General features: G+C 61.7%; 15 protein-coding genes and 1 pseudogene. 5 read left to right on the top strand and 11 right to left on the bottom strand.

Going from position 1 to position 20,219, the window contains the following annotated elements; translation table 11 throughout:
• Nucleotides 1–32: 32 nt before the first annotated feature.
• Genes FO488_RS13280 through FO488_RS13270 form a run of 3 tightly spaced genes read left to right on the top strand, consistent with a single transcriptional unit; the run spans nt 33 to nt 4,776 of the window.
• Nucleotides 33–1,217: an efflux RND transporter periplasmic adaptor subunit gene (locus tag FO488_RS13280; RefSeq protein ID WP_149210997.1), complete on the top strand. Its 1,185-nt coding sequence runs from the start codon at nt 33–35 to the stop codon at nt 1,215–1,217.
• Nucleotides 1,214–4,336, top strand: a complete 3,123-nt coding sequence (locus FO488_RS13275) for an efflux RND transporter permease subunit (protein ID WP_149210996.1) — start codon at nt 1,214–1,216, stop codon at nt 4,334–4,336. The genes FO488_RS13280 and FO488_RS13275 overlap by 4 nt, the downstream gene beginning before the upstream one ends.
• A 23-nt stretch (nt 4,337–4,359) precedes the next feature.
• Nucleotides 4,360–4,776 (top strand): hypothetical protein, encoded by a 417-nt coding sequence (locus FO488_RS13270; RefSeq protein WP_149210995.1) that lies wholly within the window; start codon nt 4,360–4,362, stop codon nt 4,774–4,776.
• Nucleotides 4,777–4,897: 121 nt separating this feature from the next.
• On the opposite strand, the gene FO488_RS13265 is transcribed toward FO488_RS13270, so the two are convergent.
• From FO488_RS13265 to FO488_RS13240, 6 genes and pseudogenes are all read right to left on the bottom strand, one after another.
• Nucleotides 4,898–6,181, bottom strand: coding sequence for a cohesin domain-containing protein (locus FO488_RS13265; protein ID WP_149210994.1), 1,284 nt, complete (start codon nt 6,179–6,181; stop codon nt 4,898–4,900).
• Nucleotides 6,182–6,389: 208 nt separating this feature from the next.
• The gene (locus FO488_RS13260) at nt 6,390–6,974 is read right to left on the bottom strand and encodes a hypothetical protein (protein WP_149210993.1); all 585 of its coding nucleotides are present in this window, start codon (nt 6,972–6,974) and stop codon (nt 6,390–6,392) included.
• 76 nt (nt 6,975–7,050) lie between these two features.
• On the bottom strand, nt 7,051–11,808 hold the full coding sequence (locus tag FO488_RS20450) for a chitobiase/beta-hexosaminidase C-terminal domain-containing protein (RefSeq protein ID WP_149210992.1): 4,758 nt from the start codon (nt 11,806–11,808) through the stop codon (nt 7,051–7,053).
• An 83-nt stretch (nt 11,809–11,891) separates the two neighbouring features.
• Entirely contained in the window at nt 11,892–12,176 is a 285-nt protein-coding gene (locus tag FO488_RS13250; RefSeq protein WP_168206039.1) for an FKBP-type peptidyl-prolyl cis-trans isomerase N-terminal domain-containing protein, read from the bottom strand.
• A gap of 83 nt (nt 12,177–12,259) precedes the next feature.
• The gene (locus tag FO488_RS13245) at nt 12,260–12,646 is read right to left on the bottom strand and encodes a hypothetical protein (protein ID WP_149210990.1); all 387 of its coding nucleotides are present in this window, start codon (nt 12,644–12,646) and stop codon (nt 12,260–12,262) included.
• 15 nt (nt 12,647–12,661) lie between these two features.
• Nucleotides 12,662–13,327: pseudogene (locus tag FO488_RS13240) on the bottom strand (FKBP-type peptidyl-prolyl cis-trans isomerase).
• A gap of 397 nt (nt 13,328–13,724) precedes the next feature.
• Between FO488_RS13240 and bioB the strand changes: the two are divergent.
• Both bioB and bioD read left to right on the top strand, forming a co-directional pair.
• Nucleotides 13,725–14,717, top strand: coding sequence for a biotin synthase BioB (gene bioB, locus FO488_RS13235; protein ID WP_149210989.1), 993 nt, complete (start codon nt 13,725–13,727; stop codon nt 14,715–14,717).
• Between the two features lie 108 nt (nt 14,718–14,825).
• Complete coding sequence (gene bioD, locus FO488_RS13230) at nt 14,826–15,542, top strand: dethiobiotin synthase (protein WP_149210988.1); 717 nt, start codon at nt 14,826–14,828, stop codon at nt 15,540–15,542.
• Between the two features lie 19 nt (nt 15,543–15,561).
• Here the strand turns inward: bioD and FO488_RS13225 are convergent, their stop codons facing one another.
• The 5 genes from FO488_RS13225 to FO488_RS13205 all read right to left on the bottom strand — a co-directional run bounded on the left by FO488_RS13225 (nt 15,562) and on the right by FO488_RS13205 (nt 20,219).
• Nucleotides 15,562–15,978 carry a hypothetical protein gene (locus tag FO488_RS13225; protein WP_149210987.1) on the bottom strand — a complete coding sequence of 139 codons (417 nt, stop codon included), beginning with the start codon at nt 15,976–15,978 and terminating at the stop codon, nt 15,562–15,564.
• Between the two features lie 332 nt (nt 15,979–16,310).
• Nucleotides 16,311–17,057, bottom strand: a complete 747-nt coding sequence (locus FO488_RS13220; protein WP_149210986.1) for a hypothetical protein — start codon at nt 17,055–17,057, stop codon at nt 16,311–16,313.
• A gap of 215 nt (nt 17,058–17,272) precedes the next feature.
• On the bottom strand, nt 17,273–18,385 hold the full coding sequence (locus tag FO488_RS13215; protein WP_149210985.1) for a glutamine amidotransferase family protein: 1,113 nt from the start codon (nt 18,383–18,385) through the stop codon (nt 17,273–17,275).
• A 77-nt stretch (nt 18,386–18,462) separates the two neighbouring features.
• Complete coding sequence (locus FO488_RS13210) at nt 18,463–19,773, bottom strand: NAD(P)/FAD-dependent oxidoreductase (protein WP_149210984.1); 1,311 nt, start codon at nt 19,771–19,773, stop codon at nt 18,463–18,465.
• Entirely contained in the window at nt 19,770–20,219 is a 450-nt protein-coding gene (locus FO488_RS13205) for a 4Fe-4S dicluster domain-containing protein (RefSeq protein ID WP_149210983.1), read from the bottom strand. The genes FO488_RS13210 and FO488_RS13205 overlap by 4 nt, the downstream gene beginning before the upstream one ends.

The following is a 20,219-nucleotide window of genomic DNA, read 5'->3' as shown; positions in this document are numbered from 1 at the left end:
ATTCAGATTATCTCATGTTTGAGGTCCGCTTCATGCCGCTTCGCACCAATGCCGCCGTACTGATTGCCGGCTTATCGCTGCTGCTTCCTGGCTGTTCGGGCAAAAAGAAGCCTGAACAAGCCCCCCGCCCCCCGGCGCCGGTGGTGGTGGCCACCGCCACCCAGCGGGACGTGCCGGTGCTCCTCCGGGCCATCGGCACCATGGAGGCCTCCGAAAGCGTCACCATCAAGACCCAGCTCAGCGGAGAGCTTACCAAGGTCGCCTTCAAGGAGGGGCAGGACGTGCGGAAGGGTGACCTTCTGTGCCAACTCGACTCCCGTCCCTACCGGGCGGCGCTGAAAAAGGCCGAGGCGGCCCTGGCCCGCGATCTGGTCATCATGAAGAACGCCAGGGAAAACTACGGCCGTTATCACCAGTTGGTCAAGGAGGGGATCGTTACCCAGGAACAGGCCGAGGGGTATCGAACCACGGCAGAGTCGGCCGAGGCCAGCGTGGCGGCCGACCGTGCCGAGGTGGAGAACGCACGCGCCCAGCTCTCCTACTGCACCATCACCGCGCCCATCAGCGGCAGGCTGGGGGTATTGACCGTCAATCAGGGCAATGTGGTCAAGGCCAACGACTCATCGCTGGTGACCATCAACAAGCTGACCCCCATCTTTGCCACCTTTTCCCTTCCCGAAAAAGATCTGGCCGAGATCAAGCGGCACATGGCCGGCGGCAGGGTGGTGGTGGAGGCCGAGGTGCCCAACCAGCCGGGGGTGGTTGAAAAGGGTACGGTAACCTTCCTGGACAACGGCGTCGATGCCGCCACCGGCACGATCAAGCTGAAGGCTACCTTCGAGAACAGCCGGAAGCTGCTCTGGCCCGGCCAGTTCGTCACGGTCTCCATAACCCTGTCGGTCAGGAAGAATGCCGTTGTGGTGCCGTCCCAGGCGGTGCAGACCGGTCAGCAGGGGCAGTACGTGTTTGTGGTCAAACCGGGCATGATGGCCGAGCTCAGGCCGGTCGGCGTCGGTCCTGTCTACCAGGGGGGGACGGTCATCGAGAAGGGGATACAGCCTGGGGAACAGGTGGTGATCGACGGCCAGGTGCGGGTCATCCCGGGCGCCCGGGTGGAGGTCAAGCAGCCAGGCAGCGCGGGCCCGGCCAAGGCGGCACCCAACGGCGCCGCCGCTCCGGCTCCCGCAACTGCGAAAGGGGCGGTCCCGGGCGCATGAGTATCTCCGGGCTTTTCATCAAACGTCCCATCATGACCAGCCTGGTGATGCTGGCGGTCCTGATGTTCGGGATTGCCGCCTACCTGAAACTGCCGGTCAACGACCTGCCCAATGTGGACTATCCGACCATCCAGGTCAGGGCGGAGCTCCCCGGCGCCAACCCGGACACCATGGCCTCGGCCGTGGCCACGCCCCTGGAACGGCAGTTTTCCACCATTGCCGGCATGGATTCCATGTCCTCCACCAACGGCCAGGGTATCTCCATTATCACCCTCAAGTTCGCACTGGAGCGGAGCATCGACGCCGCGGCCCAGGACGTGCAATCGTCCATCGCCGCGGCGGCCCGCCAATTGCCGCCGACCATGCCGACGCCCCCCTCCTTCCGGAAGGTCAATCCGGCCGACCAGCCGATCATCTACCTGGCCCTCAGTTCCCCCTCCCTGCCGCTGTCCCAGGTGCACGAGTACGCCGATACCCTCCTGGCCCAGCGCATCTCCATGGTGAGCGGCGTGGCCCAGGTCCTGGTCTACGGCTCCCAGAAGTATGCCGTGCGGGTCAGGGTCGATCCCAAGGGGCTGGCGTCCCGCAAGATCGGCATCGACGAAATTGCCACGGCGCTTTCCAACGCCAATGTGAACATACCCACCGGCATCCTCCAGGGGCAGCACAAGGCGCTCACCATCCAGGCGTCCGGCCAGCTTTACACGGCCGAGGACTACAAGCCGGTCATCGTGGCCTACCGCAACGGCTCTCCGGTACGGGTACAGGATGTGGGCGCGTCGGTGGACAGCATCGAGAACGACAAGATCGCCGCCTGGTACAACACGGACGGCACCGCGACCCGCGCCATCGTCCTGGCCGTGCTGCGCCAGCCCGGCACCAACACCATCGAGGTGGTGGACAGCATCCGGAAGCTGTTGCCCGGCTTTCGGACCCAGATACCGGGTTCCGTCAACATGGACGTCCTCTATGACCGTTCCGAAACGATCCGGGAGTCGGTGCAGGACGTCAAGTTCACCCTCATCCTGACCATCGGCCTGGTCATCATGGTCATCTTCCTGTTCCTGCGCAATCTTTCGGCCACCATCATCCCCAGCCTGGCCTTGCCGCTCTCCATCGTGGGGACCTTTGCCGCCATGCTCGCCCTCAATTTCTCCATCAACAACATCTCCCTGATGGCCCTGACCCTGTCGGTCGGCTTTGTCGTGGACGACGCCATCGTCATGCTGGAGAATATCGTCCGGCACATGGAACAGGGGGAAAAACCCATGGAGGCGGCCTCCAGCGGTTCCCGGGAGATCGGTTTCACCATCATCTCCATGACCATCTCCATGGTGGCGGTCTTCATCCCGGTGCTCTTCATGCCGGGGATGCTGGGGCGCATCCTGCACGAATTCGCCGTGACCATCAGCATGGCCATCCTCATCTCCGGCCTGGTCTCGCTCTCCCTTACCCCCATGCTGTGCAGCCGGTTTCTCAAGCCGGCCCACGACCAGCGGCATGGCCGTCTGTATAACGCCATGGAGCGTTTTTTCAACGGTATGCTGCACCTTTACGAGCGAACCTTGCGCCAGGCCCTCGCCTGGCGCCGTGCGGTCATGGTGGTGACCATCGTGATGACCGCCGTGACGGTCGCGATGTTCAAAAGTATGCCGACCGGCCTGTTCTCCAGTGAGGATACCGGCGCCATCTTTGCCATCACCGAAGCGGCCCAGGGGGTCTCGTTTCAGGAAATGGCCGCGCACCAGCAGCAGGTGGCCGCCATCGTCAACCAGGACCCCAATGTGGCGGGGTTCATGTCCTCGGCCGGGGCGACCGGCAACCGGGTCGGCTCCAACAGCGGTTTCATGTTCATCCGCCTCAAGCCGCCCGGCCAGAGGAAGCTGAACGCCGACCAGGTGATCCAGGAACTGCGGCCCAAGCTGGCCAAGGTGCCGGGCATCATGTGCTTCATGCAGAACCCGCCGCCCATACGGCTGGACGCCACCCTGGCCAAGGCCCAGTACCAGTTTGCCCTGCTCTCCCCGGACACCGGCGAGCTTTACAAAAGCGCCGCAGAACTGGAACATAAACTGCGCGAACTCCCCCTGCTGCAGGACGTGACCTCGGATCTGCAGATCAACAACCCCCAGATCCAGTTGGACATCGACCGGGACCGGGCTTCGGCCCTGGGGATCAGCGCGCAGCAGGTGGAGGACGCCCTCTACTACGCCTACGGCAGCCGCCAGGTATCCACCATCTACGCCCCCACCAACCAGTACCAGGTGATCCTGGAGGTGGAGCCCCGGTACCAGATGGACCCGGCGGCCCTCTCGCTGCTCTATGTGCGCTCCGGCACCGGCCAGTTGGTGCCGCTCAGCATGCTCGGCCGGCTGACCCCCTCCCTGGGGCCGCTCTCCGTCAACCACCTGGGGCAGATCAACGCCGTGACCATCTCCTTCAACATCAAGCCGGGCGTACCGCTGGGGGACGCCACGGCGGCGGTGGAAAAAACGGCGGCCGCATCCCTGCCGGTCAAGATCACCACCGCCTTCCAGGGGACGGCCCAGGCCTTCCAGCAGTCCACCAAGGGGCTGGCCCTGCTGCTGATCCTGGCCATCGTGGTCATCTACATCGTACTCGGCATCCTGTACGAGAGTTACATCCACCCCCTGACGATCCTGTCCGGCCTCCCCTCGGCCGGCATGGGGGCGCTCTTGACCCTCATGATTTTCGGCAAGGAACTCAACCTGTACGCCTTCGTGGGGATCATCATGCTGATCGGCATCGTCAAAAAGAACGCCATCATGATGATCGACTTTGCCCTGGAGGCCCAGCGGAAAGAGAACAAGGCGCCGATCGACGCCATCTATGAGGGGTGCCTGGTCCGTTTCCGGCCGATCATGATGACCACCATGGCGGCGCTCATGGGGACCCTGCCCATAGCGCTGGGAATCGGTGCCGGTGCCGATGCCCGCCGGCCGCTGGGGCTGGCGGTTGTGGGCGGCCTGCTGGTGTCGCAACTGATGACGCTGTACATCACTCCGGTGGTATATTATTATATGGACCGTATGCAGGCGTGGGTCATGCAGCGTATCAGGCTAAAGCTTTCAGCACCCGGTGCCGATCAGGAAACGTAGAGGACGGGAACGGGAGGTCTACCATGGCGAGCCATGCGGTCGGGCGAAAAGAGCCTCAGGACATCGAAATAACCGTGATCGGCAACGCTTTTTGCCTGCTGATTGCGTCAGCGGGATTGCTGGCCGGTTCCATGACGACCAACCTCAGCCTGGCGTACTGGCGTGAGGATATCGTGGCGCTGGGGATTTCCGTGATCATGGGGATTCGTCTGCTGCGCAGCCTGACGGCCGCCATGGCGCAGTATCAGGACGCGCCGCCGGTGCATCAGCCTCGCCGGGCGGAGACGCAGGAACGGGTGAACGTTCAGCCCGAAAAAGTGGTGAAGGGGCAACTCCCGTCCACGCCCAGCTTCTCGCCGGACCAGGTGGTGGAAGAGGTGGTGAAGCGCATAGAGACCCAGAAGGCCGATGCGGCCAAAAAGAACAAATTCACGAACTAAAGTAAGGGGGGGGCGATGAAGAGGCCATGGCAGGAGAAGGTGCCCCCCTTACGGGAAGCATAAAAAAAGCCGCCCGGCGATTCCGGGCGGCTTTCCTGTTTTCGGCCTGGGGTGGTGATGCCTATTTTGCGCTCGTCCTGGCCTTCTGCTGCCGGACAAGATAGTTCGCGGTGTAGATGTAATCGTCGATCCCGTCGTAGCTCCCGTCTCCGTTCAGGTCGTGCTGTGCCGGGGTCTTGGCGGCATCCTTGAGGAATGCGGCAAATTCTTTCTCCGTGGCTGCCGCTTTTTTGATGGCCGGAGCGATGGTCAGCGGGTATTCGGTGACCTTGCTTTCATTGAGCACCATCAGGCTTGCGCTCAGGGCGCCTTTCGCGGGAAGGGCCTCGATGAACCAGGTGGATGATGCGTCGTCTTTCTTCAGGGAAACCATTTTTGCGCCGGTCAGGGCGAAATTGGGCGAACTTCCCGTCTCTGCGGAAAGGTCGGCGACTATGGTCACGGTGGTCGCGCCGTCGCTCAGGACGACAAAGGGCTCCTGGCGGAAGAGTGGGGAGATCTGCTGTTTGAAGAGCGCGATCATGATGGCCGGAGTCTTGTCGCCCTGGTAGGCCCGGAACCGTTCGAGGACCGCCGTGTTGGAAGCGACGCTGATCGATTCGTTTTTCTTGGCCGCTGCCGGAGCCTTGGTCGCGACCGGCGTTTCTCCGGCGGCGGGGGCTTCGCCCGCGGGAGGCGTCTCGCCCGGCTTGGCGGTCGCCTCCGGGGCGTTGGCCGGGGCGGGCGTTTCAGTGGCGGCTGTCTTCGTTTCACTCTTCATCTGGCTGTCCGACGGCATGGTGACCGTGCCGAGATAGGTGGGACTACCACTACTGCCACTACTACTGCTACTGCCACTACTGCCACTACTACTGCTACTACTACTGCTACTACTGCTACTACTGCCATTGCTGCTGCTGTTGTCACTGCTACTGCTGCTGTTGTCGCTGCTACTGCTGCCACTGTCGCCGCTGCTTACAGCGGCCCCGTTGCTGTTGATCGGGCTGAAGGAGGCTACTGAAACGGTGCCCCCCGTATGGGTCGCAAATTTAATGGTGACAAGCGGCCCACTGCCCGAAAATGACTTGCTGCTGACGACCGCTATCCTGATAGTCCCGGCCACGTTGGTGTTGGCTGCCAGCATTGCGCCGGATATGAGGCTGCCCTGGCTTACCGTCGGCGATGCCAAGGCCGGGCTGTCGTACTTCAGGACCAGGTCGAAAGCGGCGATACCATCCATGTTGCTCCCTTGGACGGTGTAGGTGCCGCTACCCGTGGAGGTGACCGTCACAGACCCAAGGCAAAGCGAGGCGCTTGCCAGGAGCAGGAAGGCCGCCATAAAGATATGTCCGATATGTCGAGTCATGGTTTGCCTCTTTCTGTCGGATGGAATTTAGTAGGTATGAGCATAGCTGAGGGCGTAATTGATGGCAACACTATTTACGCGGTCAAGACGCCGAAAGCTGGCTGGAAAAGGTTGCTGCATGCATAGCCCCGGCAAAAGGACAAGGCTGGCAACGGGCAGGTTCTCCGTCGCCAGCCTTTTGAATGGATACACGTGCGATGGCGTGAGGTTATTGAAACTTCGTGTCGTAATTTATACGGCAACCGCTCAACAAGCCAAGGTAAATCGACGGCAACTCCCGGTATTGCCAGACCGTGGCGAGAAGGTCTTGCGACGGGTAGGTGGGGGCGCTCCCCGCTGTTGCCAGTTTCAAGGTTACTTTGGCAACCTCGGCGCCCTTGATGGTAGCTCCATTTTTTGCGGTGGTATAACTCTGCAAGGCAACCTTCGGGTTGGAAACGTTCTGCAAGCTGATGGTCAACAATCGGGTGCCGGTATGGTATGTGCCGCTGATATCGCTTGCCGCAACCTTGACCGGGCCTGACGGCACGGCGAAGCCGGAACGGACGGGATAGTTGCCGGCAGGGGCTCCGGGGGCCGATGTGTAGTTGACCAGCACGCCTGCCGGCACAACGAAGGATGTCTGGATGCTGTCTATCTTGCTGTTGGTGGTTGAGGACATCTGGCCGAACAGGTACAGCGTCGTGACCGCCTGTGTCGCCGCCCCTCCTCCGCCACCGCCGCCACCGCCGCAGGCCGCCAGCGTCAGGAGGGACATTGCGCAGATGATTGCAGGAATACTATGTTTTTTCATAGGGATCGTTCCTCCGGGGGTGAAGAAATATGGCCCCCTCCCGCCGCAAAGGCGGGGAGGGGGCTCGGTAATGGTGTCAGAACGTTGCGATGAGCCCCAGCGAACGGAGCAGGATCATGGTCACATCGCCCAAGTCGATTTTGCCGTCCGGTTTTGCCGTTCCGTTATTGTAGGGAGCAACGTCGGCATGAACAAGGTCCATCGGGGTGGGCGACGCGAAGCCGGTGGCGATGTGGAGCGCTTTCAGGGCGCTGGCCAGGTAGCCGCTGGTGCCCGGCAGCAGGCCATCCTTATTACCCAGGAGGATCGAGGCCGTGATGGGGGGATAGGTCGTGCCGCCGCCCAGGTTGGTGTCGGTGAATCTCACATACACGGTCTTCAACCCCTCGCCGCTGGTCAGGGTCCAGCTTGGCGTTATGGTTACGGTGACTCCCGCGGACGTATCCGGCGAGGCGAAGGGGCCCGACCAGGTTGACCCGTCGTTGGAGAGCTCGTAACTGGCGATGCCGGTTGGATCGAAAGCCTTCAGCGTCAGGGTGACATCGGGGGTCGGTGTCCAACTTGCTCCGTTGTTGATCTGGGCGCTGGCGACCAGATCGATCGTCGCCATGCTCCAGACGGCGGTCTTGACCGCTTCCTGGTTGCCGGCGCTGTCGACGGCAAAGTATTTGATGGTCGTGGATGAGCCGGCGGCGGTGTTGACCTGGATCGGTGTTTGATAGGTCAGCGAGCCCGTGGTCGGCGTGGTGCCGTCGGCGGTGTAATAGATGGTGGCGGTCTCGTTGGCCGTCAGGGTGACCGCAAGCGAACTGCCGTTGGTGTACGAACCGGGAATCGGGCTCGGCGTGGTGGCCGGAGGGGTCGTATCCAGGGTGATGGCGGCGGTGATCGGCGGATACTGGACGCCGGTGGGCAACGACTTGTCGCGGAAACGCGCATACACCGTGCGCGGCCCGTCGCTGCCGGTGAGCAGGGTCCAGGTCTTGGAGGTCGCGTAGGGTTCCTCGCCGCTCCAGTTGGTGCCGTCGTTGGAGAATTCCATGGTGGCGACGCCTACCGGGTCATAGGCGTTCAGATTCAGGGTGACAGCCAGGGACTTGGTCTGGGCGGCGCCGTTGTTGATCTGCATGGTGGCCACCAGGTCCGGCACATGGATGTACCAGGTGTCGGTGTGAACCGCTTCGGCCGTGCCGTTGACGTCAACGGCGAAGTAGTTGATGGTGGTGGTCTGGTTCAGCGTGATCGGGCCGGTGTAGGGAGGCATCGCCGTGGTGGGCGTGCTGCCGTCCAGGGTGTAGTAGATGGTCGCCGGCGGCGCGTTGGTCGTTGCCGTCAGGGACACCACCACCGGTGCCGCCGAATAGACGGCGGGGACCGGGCTGGCAACCGTCACCGGCGGGCTGGGGGGATTGTTGACCACATGGGTGACGGTCGTGGTCGCCACCGGGGTTTGCCCCGCGCTGGTGCGCGCTTCTACCGTGATGGTATAGGTGCCGACGGCCGCGGTATCCGGCAGGGTCCACATGTTGTTGGTGCTGAAGGCCTGCACCTCGACGCCGTTGAGCAGGAAACGATACTGGTAGACCACGGCAAGGGCGGGATCACTCGATGTTGCGCCCGTGCCGGCGGCGGTAAACGACACATTGGTGCCGACCACATGCCCCACCGGCTTGCTGTCGGTGACGGTCACGCCGGTGGCGGCGGTCCAGGAGGCCGTGGTGACCTGCGCGCTCACGGCGGGGTTCGATTTCGTGTTTGGTGCTCCGAAATCGTTCAGGGAGACGACGGCGTAACCGTAGGCTGTCCCCGGATCCACGTTGGCGTCGGTGAAGATCGGCGGATAGCCCGGCAGGTAGGAGATCTCCGCCAGGGGGGTATAGCTTGCCGGATAGGTATAGGGGCCGGCGCCGGAAGCGCGCAGCACCTGGAAACGGCTGGGGGTGGAAACGGGCGCGTTGTCCGTCCACTGGAGCACGATCTGGTTGATGTTCGAGTTGGTGTAGGTGGTGACATAGTTGGTTTTGCCCGGCACCGACCCTCCGCCGATGTAGGCGTTCAGCAGGCTCGGATCGGGAGGCGGCGCCGTGGAAATGCTGAATACCACCGGCCGCATGAAGTCGTTTTCTTCATGGCCGAGGATGTGGCAGTGCCACACGTATTCGTAGCCGTAGTCGGTCGGTATGTTGGGAACGGTGACCGCAAGGCCCGCTACCGGTGTCCCCCCCTGGCCGAGGTTGCCGATGTCGGTGGCGCTTATGGGGGCGTTGAGCGCCAGGGTCGGGTCGATGAGGCGCGTGCTGGTGGTGAGGGTAAAGGGAAGCGCCTGCGCCTTGGGCCGCAGGGCGACGATGATGTCCTCCAGCGGGTTCATGCGGACGGTTTCGTTCCACCCCAGTTCGTTGTCGTCGGGCGGCCGGATGGCGCCGTCCCAGCCGACCCGGTTCAAGACCTGCACGTCGAACATGTGAAAGTGCACCGGATGGGTATCGACGCCGTTATGGGTTATCTTCCAGATCTGGGGATGTCCGTCCACGATCCGCTCCGTGGTCGGTTCGGCGTACCCCATGGGGATGGTGGTCTGGTTGAGCTGGGTGGTGAAGGGGAGTTCAATCCCCAGGGTGGCGTTCATGCGCCCGTAGGGGTCCCACAACTCCTGGATGGCCTTGGGCTGGAAGGGAATGGTAACCGGTATGGTGCTCGCGGTGTAGTCGCGGTTCAGCGGGTTCAGGGTAATGGCATAATCCTGGATCTTGGCGTATTGCTCGGTCGGAGCGGTAACGCCCCACGCCGCCACGGGGTAGGTCGGCTCGGGGATCAGGGGCGCCGGCTGGCTGGCCTTGAAAGCTGCCGGCAGGGCCGCTTTGAGGTTGGCCAGCAGATTGGGATTGGGCTGCGGCGTACCCGCTACCCGGAACTGCATAACGGTGCGGGTATTGGGACCGTACCCGCGCAGGGTCGAGGGGGCGCCGCCGCTGGTGGTCTGGTCCGGATTGCCGGTGTAGTAGTCGATACGCGTATCGAAGGCCGGGACCGGCGCCGGGGCGTCGTTGTACAGGATGATGTCCTTGCCGATGTATTTCGGGTCGGAAAAGTCGATGATCACGTCGGCCCGCACCGCAGAGCCCAGGAAGAGGTTCTTTTCCTGGACGTTCAGCACCACGATGTCGCGACGGTTATAGTTGTAGCTGACCGGCTGGTTGGGGTGAACGACCGGGTTGGGCAGGATGCCGCTCTCGTTGCCGATCTGGATGATGTTCGGTCCCATGGTGGTCGGGTCGGGCACGCCGCCGGCCCTGCCGTCGGTCGGCCAGATAGCCACATCCGGGAACGGTCCGGCCGGGAAGGTCGGGTTGGGGGCGGCCGCCACCATCTTCACTTCCGTACCCAGGGGATCGTTGGGGTCTGCAACGAAGAGGCTCAGGTTGAGCATGCGGTCGTTGGAGGCGTTCAGGATGCGGAACCGGTACGGTTTCGGCTCCACCGTCAGATAGGGATAGGCGGTACCGTTGACCAGCATGGTGTCCATGAACGCTTCCGGTGTCGTGGAAGGCTCGGGCAGGGTCGCCTTGTCCGCCGCGATCGATACCGGCGGCCAGAACCAGGGGCCGTAGTCCCAGCGTCCGAAAGGATTGGCCCCGGCCGGGCTGGTGGGGTCCTGGTTCCGTTCATAGACGTGGGGGAACCAGAGGTCGCCGTAGACGCCCCAATTGTTGGCAACCCCCTTGGAGCTCTTTGTCCAGAGGGCGTCCTGGGTGTCGATATTCTTGGGAACAAAGGTCTTGTCCTGGATGATCAGGGGGATCCCGTAACGGTATTCGCAGACCGCCGTCCCGCCACCGGGGCAGATGTTCGGCAGGGTCCCGTTGTTGATCAGCCCCTCTTCCACCGGGTCGGTTATCAGGTAGCCTGCTGCTTCGCCGGCATAGACGTTCAGGCGGGTGATCCCGAGGGTGTGGTCGTGGTAGAACATCAGACGGCCGCTCTGCTGGTTGGTCCAGTAGAAGGTCAATTCACCCGGATTCGTCGGCACCATGTCGGGCACGTCCCGGGCGGATACCCCCTTCTGGTAGGGGGTGGATATCTCGTTGACCGGCACCGTCCACTGGTGGGGGGTGCCGTCGCTGATCCAGGGTGAGTTGCCGCCATGGAGGTGGATCGTGGCGCGGTTCTGGGTGTAGGAGCCGCTGTAATTGGTGAATGCCGGGACTGTGGCGCCGATCGTGCTGGGGATTGCGGACGTGGTAACCGCCGGGCCCCGTCCGGCACCCATCAGGCTCGTATCCACCGGAATGAAGAGCTTGCCGGCATTACCCGTGGGGAGCTGGTTTCTGAACCTGACGCGGACCGGCACATCCCGCTGGGCGATGATCAGGGGTCCCAGGTACTGGGTGGACATGTTGGCGAAGCTGGCGTTGAGATCCCGGTATCCGCGCAGCCTGGTCTTTTTCGGCAGGTCGGAGTGCATCTTCTGGGAATACTCCACGAGCCCGACCTCATAATAGTCGGAAGCGGGTATGGCGGTCACGCCGTCCGTTGCCGTTGTTGCCGGGAATGTGGGGCTGGTGACCTTGTTGGCGATCGGGATGTAGCTCCCCAGGTTGTTTTCGTTGCAGGTTCCCACCCCCGGCGGGCTGCTCATGGTGCAGTTGGGGAGCCCCAAGCCCGGGAGCTTGTCCACAAATTTCCGAAGGCCCGTACCCGAAACACCCCCGGCAGGGCTGTTGGCATAGTAGGTGCCACCTCCCGGGCCTGCCTGGACCCATGGCGGGCTCCAGAGGAAAACGGCAATTACCAGCACCAGTCGCATCAACCGCCAGAACAGTTCTCTTTTCATGATGCCCTCTCTTTACATGGTGAAAGGTCTGTCGCTCCGTATCTGCGTTTGCATATTCTCAAAGATGGTTATCGCTTGTTCCCTTACGGCTTCCTGTCACCGGCCGCTCCCTGTTTCACCAACGACTGCCTGCGCCGTATATCGCTCTGGACGGAGATCAGGATGCTTCGAAGCTCCTTTTCCGAAACAAGGAGTTCCCCCCCGGACAATCCATCCCGCATACCTTTCGCAACCATTTCCAGGTCCAGGTCAAGCCCCTGGTTTTTGAAGTTTCTGGCAACCTCGACCCCTATGGCGTACTGAATTTTGTCGCCTGGAGAGTTGAGCTGGTGCCGGTCTTCCCCATGGGCCGGGGGACAATGAGGCATATTCCCGCCAGGGACACCAGGCATGGAAACAAGAACGATGCACAGCGCATGGAAGCCTCACTTTCCGTTCGCAATAAATTTGATCACTGCCTGTTGCTCATAATCTTCTGGAGGCGCGCCGCTCTGGCGTTCTCCATGATGCCTGCCGCCATGCGGCGCTGCTGATGGCTGTCTGCCACTTGTGGCGGGGGATTATGGGGAGCTGATTCCGTGAGCTCGCCATGGGCCGGCACCGCCGCAGTGCGGCCGATGTCCGTGGCCGGCTCTTTCGGAAACTCTTCGGCCTTTGGAGCGGCAACGGGAACCATGGACGTCTCCGGAGATTCCTGGGGGGCGGCAGGGCTTCCCTGGCAGCTCGCCTCGATGCGGTCCAGATACTCCGTGATCCCGCAATTATCCGCAGCATGGGCGTCCACACATCCCACCACGGCAAAGGCCATGGCCACTGTCAGTTGTCGTGTTCGCGTCATGGTCGCGTCCGCCCGCTACTTCTTCACCTCAAGCAGCTCCACCTCGAATACCAGCGTAGCGCCCGGCAGGACCAGGTCACCCGCACCGGCGTCGCCGTAAGCGATACTGGAAGGGCACACGAGTCTTGCCTTGCCGCCGGCCTTCATCTTTTGCAACCCTTCGGTTCAGCATCTGATGACGCCGTCCAGGCGGAGCTCGGCGGGCTTGCCCCGTTTGTACGAGCTGTCGAACTCCCGGCCGTCGGGCAAGGTGCCGCGATAATTGACCTTGACCGCATCGGCAGGGCCCGGAACGGTTCCAGTGCCCTCTTTCAGCGAAAGGTACACCAGCCCCGAATCACTTGTGACGGCGCCTTTTTCCGTGGCTGCCTTAGTGAGAAAATCCTTGTTTGCGGCCGCCAGGCGTTCACCCTGAAGCTTGCGGCGCGCCCGGGCCAATTCCTGGACCTTGCCGCCGTAGACGCCAAGATCGACCTGCGGGCTTGTACCGCTTGCGGCGTCGGTAAGGCCCCGTTTGACAAACTCGAGTTCCGCCGGGGTGAGGTTGAAGGTCGCCAGCGAGCGTGACACCAGCAGGCCAAGGGCATACAGGGTTTTTTGTTCCTCTGTTTTTGGCGGGTCCCCGGCAAATGCCGAGCAAGCAATAAGGAGTGCCGAGATCGTTACGGCGAGTTTTTTCATAGATAATCCCCCGTTCATTTCACGAAAGGCAGGTGCATCCGTGTGCCATGTTTTGCAGTCCGATGTGCCCAAACAGGGGGCTATGGACAATAAAAAAACGTGTTAGTCGCCATATGATGCACTATGTATACCGAATTGGTGTGGTTGCACATCCATCTAAAATTAATGAGTATTTTGGGGCAGTCGGGAAGTGCCCCTGCGGCCTCCATGCAACAATAGTTGCAGGATCATGGGGCAAATGTGGCAGAACTATGCCCCCAGAAGGAAAATCCCATCTATGAAAACAATGTGGCAGGTGCAATATATATTGCTGGTTGATTGATGGTGGTAAACTTGTAATGGCTGGCGGGTTGACAATACCGGTAAGTCGTGATATTGCAAGCCGGAGGAGGGAATCATGAAAGATACGATGCAGAAGCTGGCTGATTCGGTGATAGCGGGCCACACCCTGGAGCGTGACGACGCCCTGCGCCTCGGGGAAGTTGAGGGGGCGGAGTTCTACCGGTTGCTGGCCGAGGCGGGGCGCATCCGGGAACATTTTATCGGCAGTGCGGTGACGCTCTGTTCCATCATCAACGCCAAATCAGGGACCTGCCCCGAGGATTGCGCGTTTTGCGCCCAGTCCGCCCATCATTCGACCCAGGCGGCGGCGTATCCGCTCGTGGACGAGGAGCAGATGGTCACCTGCGCCAAAAACGCCGAACAGCACGGCGCCTCCTGCTACGGCATCATCACCAGCGGCACGGGGATCGGGAGCAGGGATGAGTTGGACCGGATCTGCCGCACCCTGGGACGCATCCGCCAGGAGGCGGGCATCGCGCCGTCCTGCTCCCTGGGGATCATCGATTATGAAACGGCTTGCCTGCTCAGGGACGCCGGCATGGTGACCTATCATCACAACCTGGAAACCGCACGCAGTTTTTTCCCGAACATCTGCAGCACCCATGATTACGAGCAGGACGTGGAAACGGTCCGGGCGGCCAAACGCGCCGGTCTGAAGGTCTGCTGCGGCGGCATCTTCGGCTTGGGCGAGACCTTTGCCCAGCGTGTCGAGATGGCTCTGACACTGCGCGAACTGGGGGTCGATTCCATCCCGGTCAATTTTCTCGACCCGGTGGAGGGGACTCGCCTTGAGCACGCAGATTTTCTGACGCCCCTGGAGTGCCTCAGGACCATCGCGGTGTACCGCTTTCTCCTGCCTGACCGGCAGATAACGGTCTGTGGCGGCCGTGAGAAAAACCTGCGCGAATTGCAGTCCTGGATCTTCATGGCCGGCGCCAGCGGGATGATGACCGGCAATTATCTGACCAGGGCCGGCAGGAATCCTGCGCTCGACCGTCAAATGGTGGCCGATCTCGGGTTGACCGTCGCTCCCTGCGGATGTTCCTGAGCGAAGCTCCTTTTGCTTCGCTGATACCTTCGGGGGGAGGATGGAGCCTGCTTTTCGGGGCAGCGATCATCCCGGCATGGAGCAGATTTTCTTGAGATAGGGGGGGAAATGGGGAAAGGGGTATTTGTAACCGGCACCGATACCGGCGTGGGCAAGACGATTGTGACCGCCGTACTGGCGCGGCTTCTCCGGATGCGGGGCATCCGCGTCGGCGTCATGAAGCCGGTGACCAGCGGCTGCCGCGAGGGGGAGGGGGGGCTGGTTTCCGATGACGCGCTTCTGGCGTGCCATGCCGCCGGCACCCCCTGCAACGGCGACGTCACCCCCTACCTGCTCCGGGAACCGCTGGCCCCGGCCGAAGCGGCGAAGATCGACGGCGTCAGGATCGAGTTTGCCCGAATCCGGGAATCCTTCGATCGTCTGACGGCGACCTACGACTTCGTGATCGTGGAGGGGGCCGGAGGACTGATGGTGCCGCTGGTCGGCGGATTCCTCATGGCGGACCTGGCGCGGGAACTGGACCTGCCGCTTTTGGTGGTGGCGCGTCCCAATCTGGGGACCGTCAACCATACCGTCCTGACCTGTTTTGCCGCCCGGCAGATGGGGCTTCCCCTGACCGGGGTCATCATCAATAATTTCCCCAAAGAGCCGGACCTGGCCGAACAAAGCGCACCCCATTACATCGGCTCCCTGTGCGGCGCGCCGGTGCTGGGCGTTTGGCCCCATGAGGCCGCCTCCGATCAGGCGACGGCAGTGGAGCGTCTGGCCGCTTGGTTGGACCGACAGCCGGAAACGGCCATTGTCCTGAGGGAGTTGGGAGTCTGAGGCTATGATGCGGCGGGGGTCAGTCGGTAGCTTCCATGCACTCCCAGGCCGTGTTGGCGAAGGTTTCGGACCATGTTTCCAGCCATGTTGCAGCCGCTGCAGGGTCGCGGAAGATTCTGATGGGAACGTCATCCGAGAGGATTGTCGTGAATATGCGCACCATGCCGTACAGGACGTCGCTCGGGGCAATGATCGCCCGCGGCCCGACCTTTTGCCCCTTCAGGGCATTCTTCACCGTCATGGCCGTGCGCCATATATCCGTGCCGGAAAGGTAGGGAGGGGTCACGCCGCCCGTGTCGATCAGTTCATGATAGTTCAGGAATCCTTCCCGAATTTCGGTTTCGTAGTGTCCGAGGATGTCATCGACCGTGATGGTTCCCGTGCACGTTGTCTGAACGCGGCATCGGGCGGTGTCGATTGTGTGCGAGACCGGCATCGTTGTTCCTTTTGCGTCTTTTGACGGCATATTATGTGTTGGTTCAATAGGTGATTTTATTTTATTTGTTTGTAAACATATTGATTTATTGGCGAAATGTCAAGGAGTTCGTGTGCGGCATATGACGTTTTGGGAGATATTCTCTGGTTAAATGGCGTGGTATTGTGGCGAAGGGTGACGGGATAACCCGAAGCATGCCGCCGGGCAACCGGGAGCAGGCAGCGGTGTGGTTTGATGGCTTTTCACCCGGAAATGCGGCAAATTGTACAGAAAAACCCCGCCGGGCTGGCCCGGCGGGGTTTTTTTATGGGTAAATCGAGGCGTGACGCGAACTACTTGGGCATCGGGCAGTACATGTTGCCGTAGGGGCGTTTACTGCGGGGCAGCACCTTGACGAATCGCTCCTTGAGCACCTCTTGTGCATCGAGCTTGAAATCCCGGCAGAATTCCGTGACGTATCCCTCCAGCTCCGCACGATCGCTGTCATCCAGTTCGAAAACACCGACCTCCTTGGCCAAGCGGGACTCGTCCACGTTGCCCCGCACGTAGATCACGCCGCCGTGCATGCCGGTGCCGAACAGGTAGCCATGCTTGTCCTTGGCCGGGTCGTCGGTAAACATGCCCAGGAGGATCAATACCCCGCCGGCCATGTATTCGCCGAAGAAGTCGCCCGCCTTGCCGCCGGCGATCAGGACCGGCTTGTTCTCCTGGTAGGACTTCATGTGGATGCCGACCCGGTACCCCACGTCCTTCCTGATGTGGATTCGGCCGCCGCGCATGCCGTAGCCCAGGACGTCGCCGGCGTGGCCGTGGACGATGACCTTGCCGGCATTCATGGTGTTGCCGATATTGTCCTGGCCGTTCTCGTTCACGATGATGGTCGCACCATTCATGAATGCGGCCAGGTCGTTGCCCGGGACGCCGTTGATGGTGATGGTCACCGGCTTGTTGATGCCGTCGCCGATGAAATACTGGCCATTGACGTTGTCCAGCTCGATCTGGTCCGCACCGGCCAGCACCGCCTCGCGGATGGCGGTGTTGAGGTCGCGGTAGTAGGTTCCCTGTGCATCTATTTTCATGTCAAACTCCACAAACTTCGGATGTAATGGTTGACTGACAGGTCGTTGAAAACTCAGGTTGTTCAAAAACAGTCAGATCGTCGCACCCGCAGAAGGCCCTGCGGAGGCGTAGCAGGCCTACTCCGCCGAAGCAGCCTTGGCTGCGAAGGCCGGGCGCTACGCCGCACAAAAGGGCATTCGAGGACGAAGGCCTGATGGCTGTTTTTCAACAACCGCTAAACGTTTCCCTCCACCATGGCGATGACCGGCTCCCCCCCCCGCGGCGTCCAGATGCGGGCAGGAGCGGGGCAGATCTCGCGGATGGCCGACTCTTCCGAGGCCATGTAGACGAAGTCGTCCTTTTCGGCGCAGACGAGCGGCCGCAGCTTGACCCGGTCGTTGAGCCCGATCAGCCCTTTGTTGCTGGCGAACAGGATGGCGAAGGGGCCGTTCAGGAGGGCGCTGCCGTAGACCTGGCGGATGGCGGTGTACAGCTCCCGTTCGTTCTGGGGGAGTTGGTCGATCAGCGACCAGAAGGGGGGCGCCAGGGCGGTGCAGGCCAGTGCGGGCGACAGCCCGTGCTTGCGGATCAAAAGGTCGAGCATGTACGCCACCACCTCGGTATCGGTCAGCATGGTGCACAGGTAGCCGTACATCTCCAGATAGCGCTTGTTGATGCCGTAGGACGAGATCTCGCCATTGTGGACGATGGACCAGTCCAAAAGGGTGAAGGGGTGGGCGCCGCCCCACCAGCCGGGGGTATTGGTGGGAAACCGGTTGTGGGCGGTCCAGATGTGGCCGCTGTATTCCTCAAGACGGAAGAACTCGGCGATCTCTTCGGGGAAGCCGACCCCTTTGAAGGCGCCCATGTTCTTGCCGGAGGAGACCACAAAGGCTCCCTCGATCTCGTGGTTGATGGCCATGACGTGGCGGACGATGATGTCCGAGTCGGTCATGCCCTGGTATTCCACCGCTTCCCGGTATTCATCGGACTCCAGCGGTGTGACGAAATAGCGCTTGAACACCGGCGGGTTGGCGATCGCCTTGGTGCGGCGGGTCGGAATGTCCTCCTGCAACTCGATGTGGAAGTTCGCATCCAGGTATTCCTCTGCCAGTTGCAGAGCCATGGCGTTCTCGTACATGAGGTGGAACGCGTAGAACTCCTTGAACTCCGGGTAGATGCCGTAGGCGCCGAAACCGCCTCCCAACCCGTTGCCCCGGTCATGCATGAGGGCGATGGATTTGATGATCACCGAGCCCTCGACCCGTTGCCCCTTTTTGGAGATGAAGCCGGTCAGGCCGCAGTTGGAGATGTCCTTCTGGAAAATGTGGGTAGGTTGTGGTTTCATAGATCGTCCTCAATGCGGGGCTGATGTTTGCATTCACCCGCTTGACGGGCATTCGTCAGGAATGCCCCAACATAGGTTTAATGTCCTGCAGCCTGCGCGGCACGGCCGTTATCGGCCACTTTCCCCTGGGGCGCGAAAAGTCTGTTCCTGATTTCCTTGGAGAGCTGGAGGAACCCGAAATCGGGCGTGAGCAGGCTTTCCCTGAAGGGGGTCATGTCGATTTTTTCCCGGATCAGGCCCGAGAAAATGCCGGCCCGGTCAACGTTCCCCACCAGCACCGCGCCCACCAGGCGGTTGCCCTGCAGCACGACCTTGCGGTACTGGTAATTCTGAATGTCCTGATAGGTGTGGATTTCGTATTCGGCCGGGTCCTTGGGATTGGTGACCCCCATGGAGATGGTGGAAACCTTGAAGAACTCGATGGAGTTCATGGCCAGGCCTCCCACATATTCCTTGGTCCCGCCGGCCATGGCGGCGCCGGCGATGTCGCCCTGAATGTAGGCGTCGGGCCAGATCGGCATGGGGTTTTTCTGGCCGCTGAAAAAATCGGTCGCCTCGGCCACGTCGCCGGCGGCATAGACGTCCTTGTTGGAGGTCTGCATCGTTGCGTCCACCACGATGCCGCGGTTGACCTCGATGTCGCTTCCCTTGAGGAAGGTAGCCGCCGGACGGACGCCGATGGCCACGACAACGGTATCGCAGGGGATGAAGTCGCCCGACTTGAGGGTCACGCCGCTGATCTCCGCTCCGTCCCCTTCAATGCGGACGACCGTGTCCTCGGTGATGACGTCGATGCCGTTGGCCTTCATCTTGCGGGCCACGATCTTGCCGGCGGGACGGTCGAAGGCGGAGGAAAGCACCCGGTCGGCCAGTTCGACGACGGTCACCGATTTGTCCAGCAGGTTCAACCCTTCGGCCGCCTTGAGGCCGATCAGACCGCCGCCGATGACCACGGCGCGATTGATGTCCGGGGCGATCCCCTTCAGCTTGGCGGCGTCTTCCCAGGTGGTGAAGGTAAAGACGCGGTCCTTGTCGGCCATCCCCTCAATGGGCGGGACGAACGGGTCGCCGCCGGTGGCCAGGAGGAGTTTGTCATAGGCAATGGCGTCGCCGTCGGCCAGTTTGACCCTCCTGGCCGTGGTATCCACCCCCACGACTTCCGACGCCAGCAGCAGGTTGATACGGTTTTGGGCGTAAAAGTCATCCGGCAGATAGGCCATGCGTTTTTCGCTGATCAAGCCGCCCAGCAGGTAGGAGATCAGCGGCCGGCCATAGACGTTATGCTTTTCCCGCGATATGACCGTGATGGTGCCCTGCTGGTCCCGTTCGCGGATGGCGCGGATGGCGCCCACGGCAGCTACGGAATTGCCGACGATTACATAGTTCATTTCTGGCTCCCCTCCCTGTACACCAATGCCCGGTTGGGGCAGGCGTCAACGCAGGCCGGCGACTTCCTGTCCGGACAGAGGTCGCATTTGTTGGCCTTTTTCTTTTTGAGGTTGCGCTGGATGGCGCCATAGGGACAGGCCATCACGCAGGACCAGCAGCCCACGCACTGTTCGGTGTCGATGCGCACGACCCCTTCGGCATTCTTCTGGATGGCGCCCGAGATGCATGCCCGCAGGCAGTCCGGTTCGTCGCAGTGCCGGCAGGTGGTGGACAGGGAGATGATGCCGCCGTGCAATTCCTCCACCGTGCAGCGGGAGATGGGGCGCTCGGACTCATGCAGAAAGGCCTTGACCGGGTCTTTCGAGAGCGAATGCTCGGTGATGCAGCCCACCTCGCACAGGTGGCAGCCAATGCAGGCATCTTCGATGGTGTAGATTCGTTTCAT

Source organism: Geobacter sp. FeAm09, from assembly GCF_008330225.1.
Classification (GTDB): domain Bacteria; phylum Desulfobacterota; class Desulfuromonadia; order Geobacterales; family Pseudopelobacteraceae; genus Oryzomonas.
Note: the sequence above shows the minus strand (reverse complement) of the source record. Positions and strands in the feature narration are given on the sequence as shown.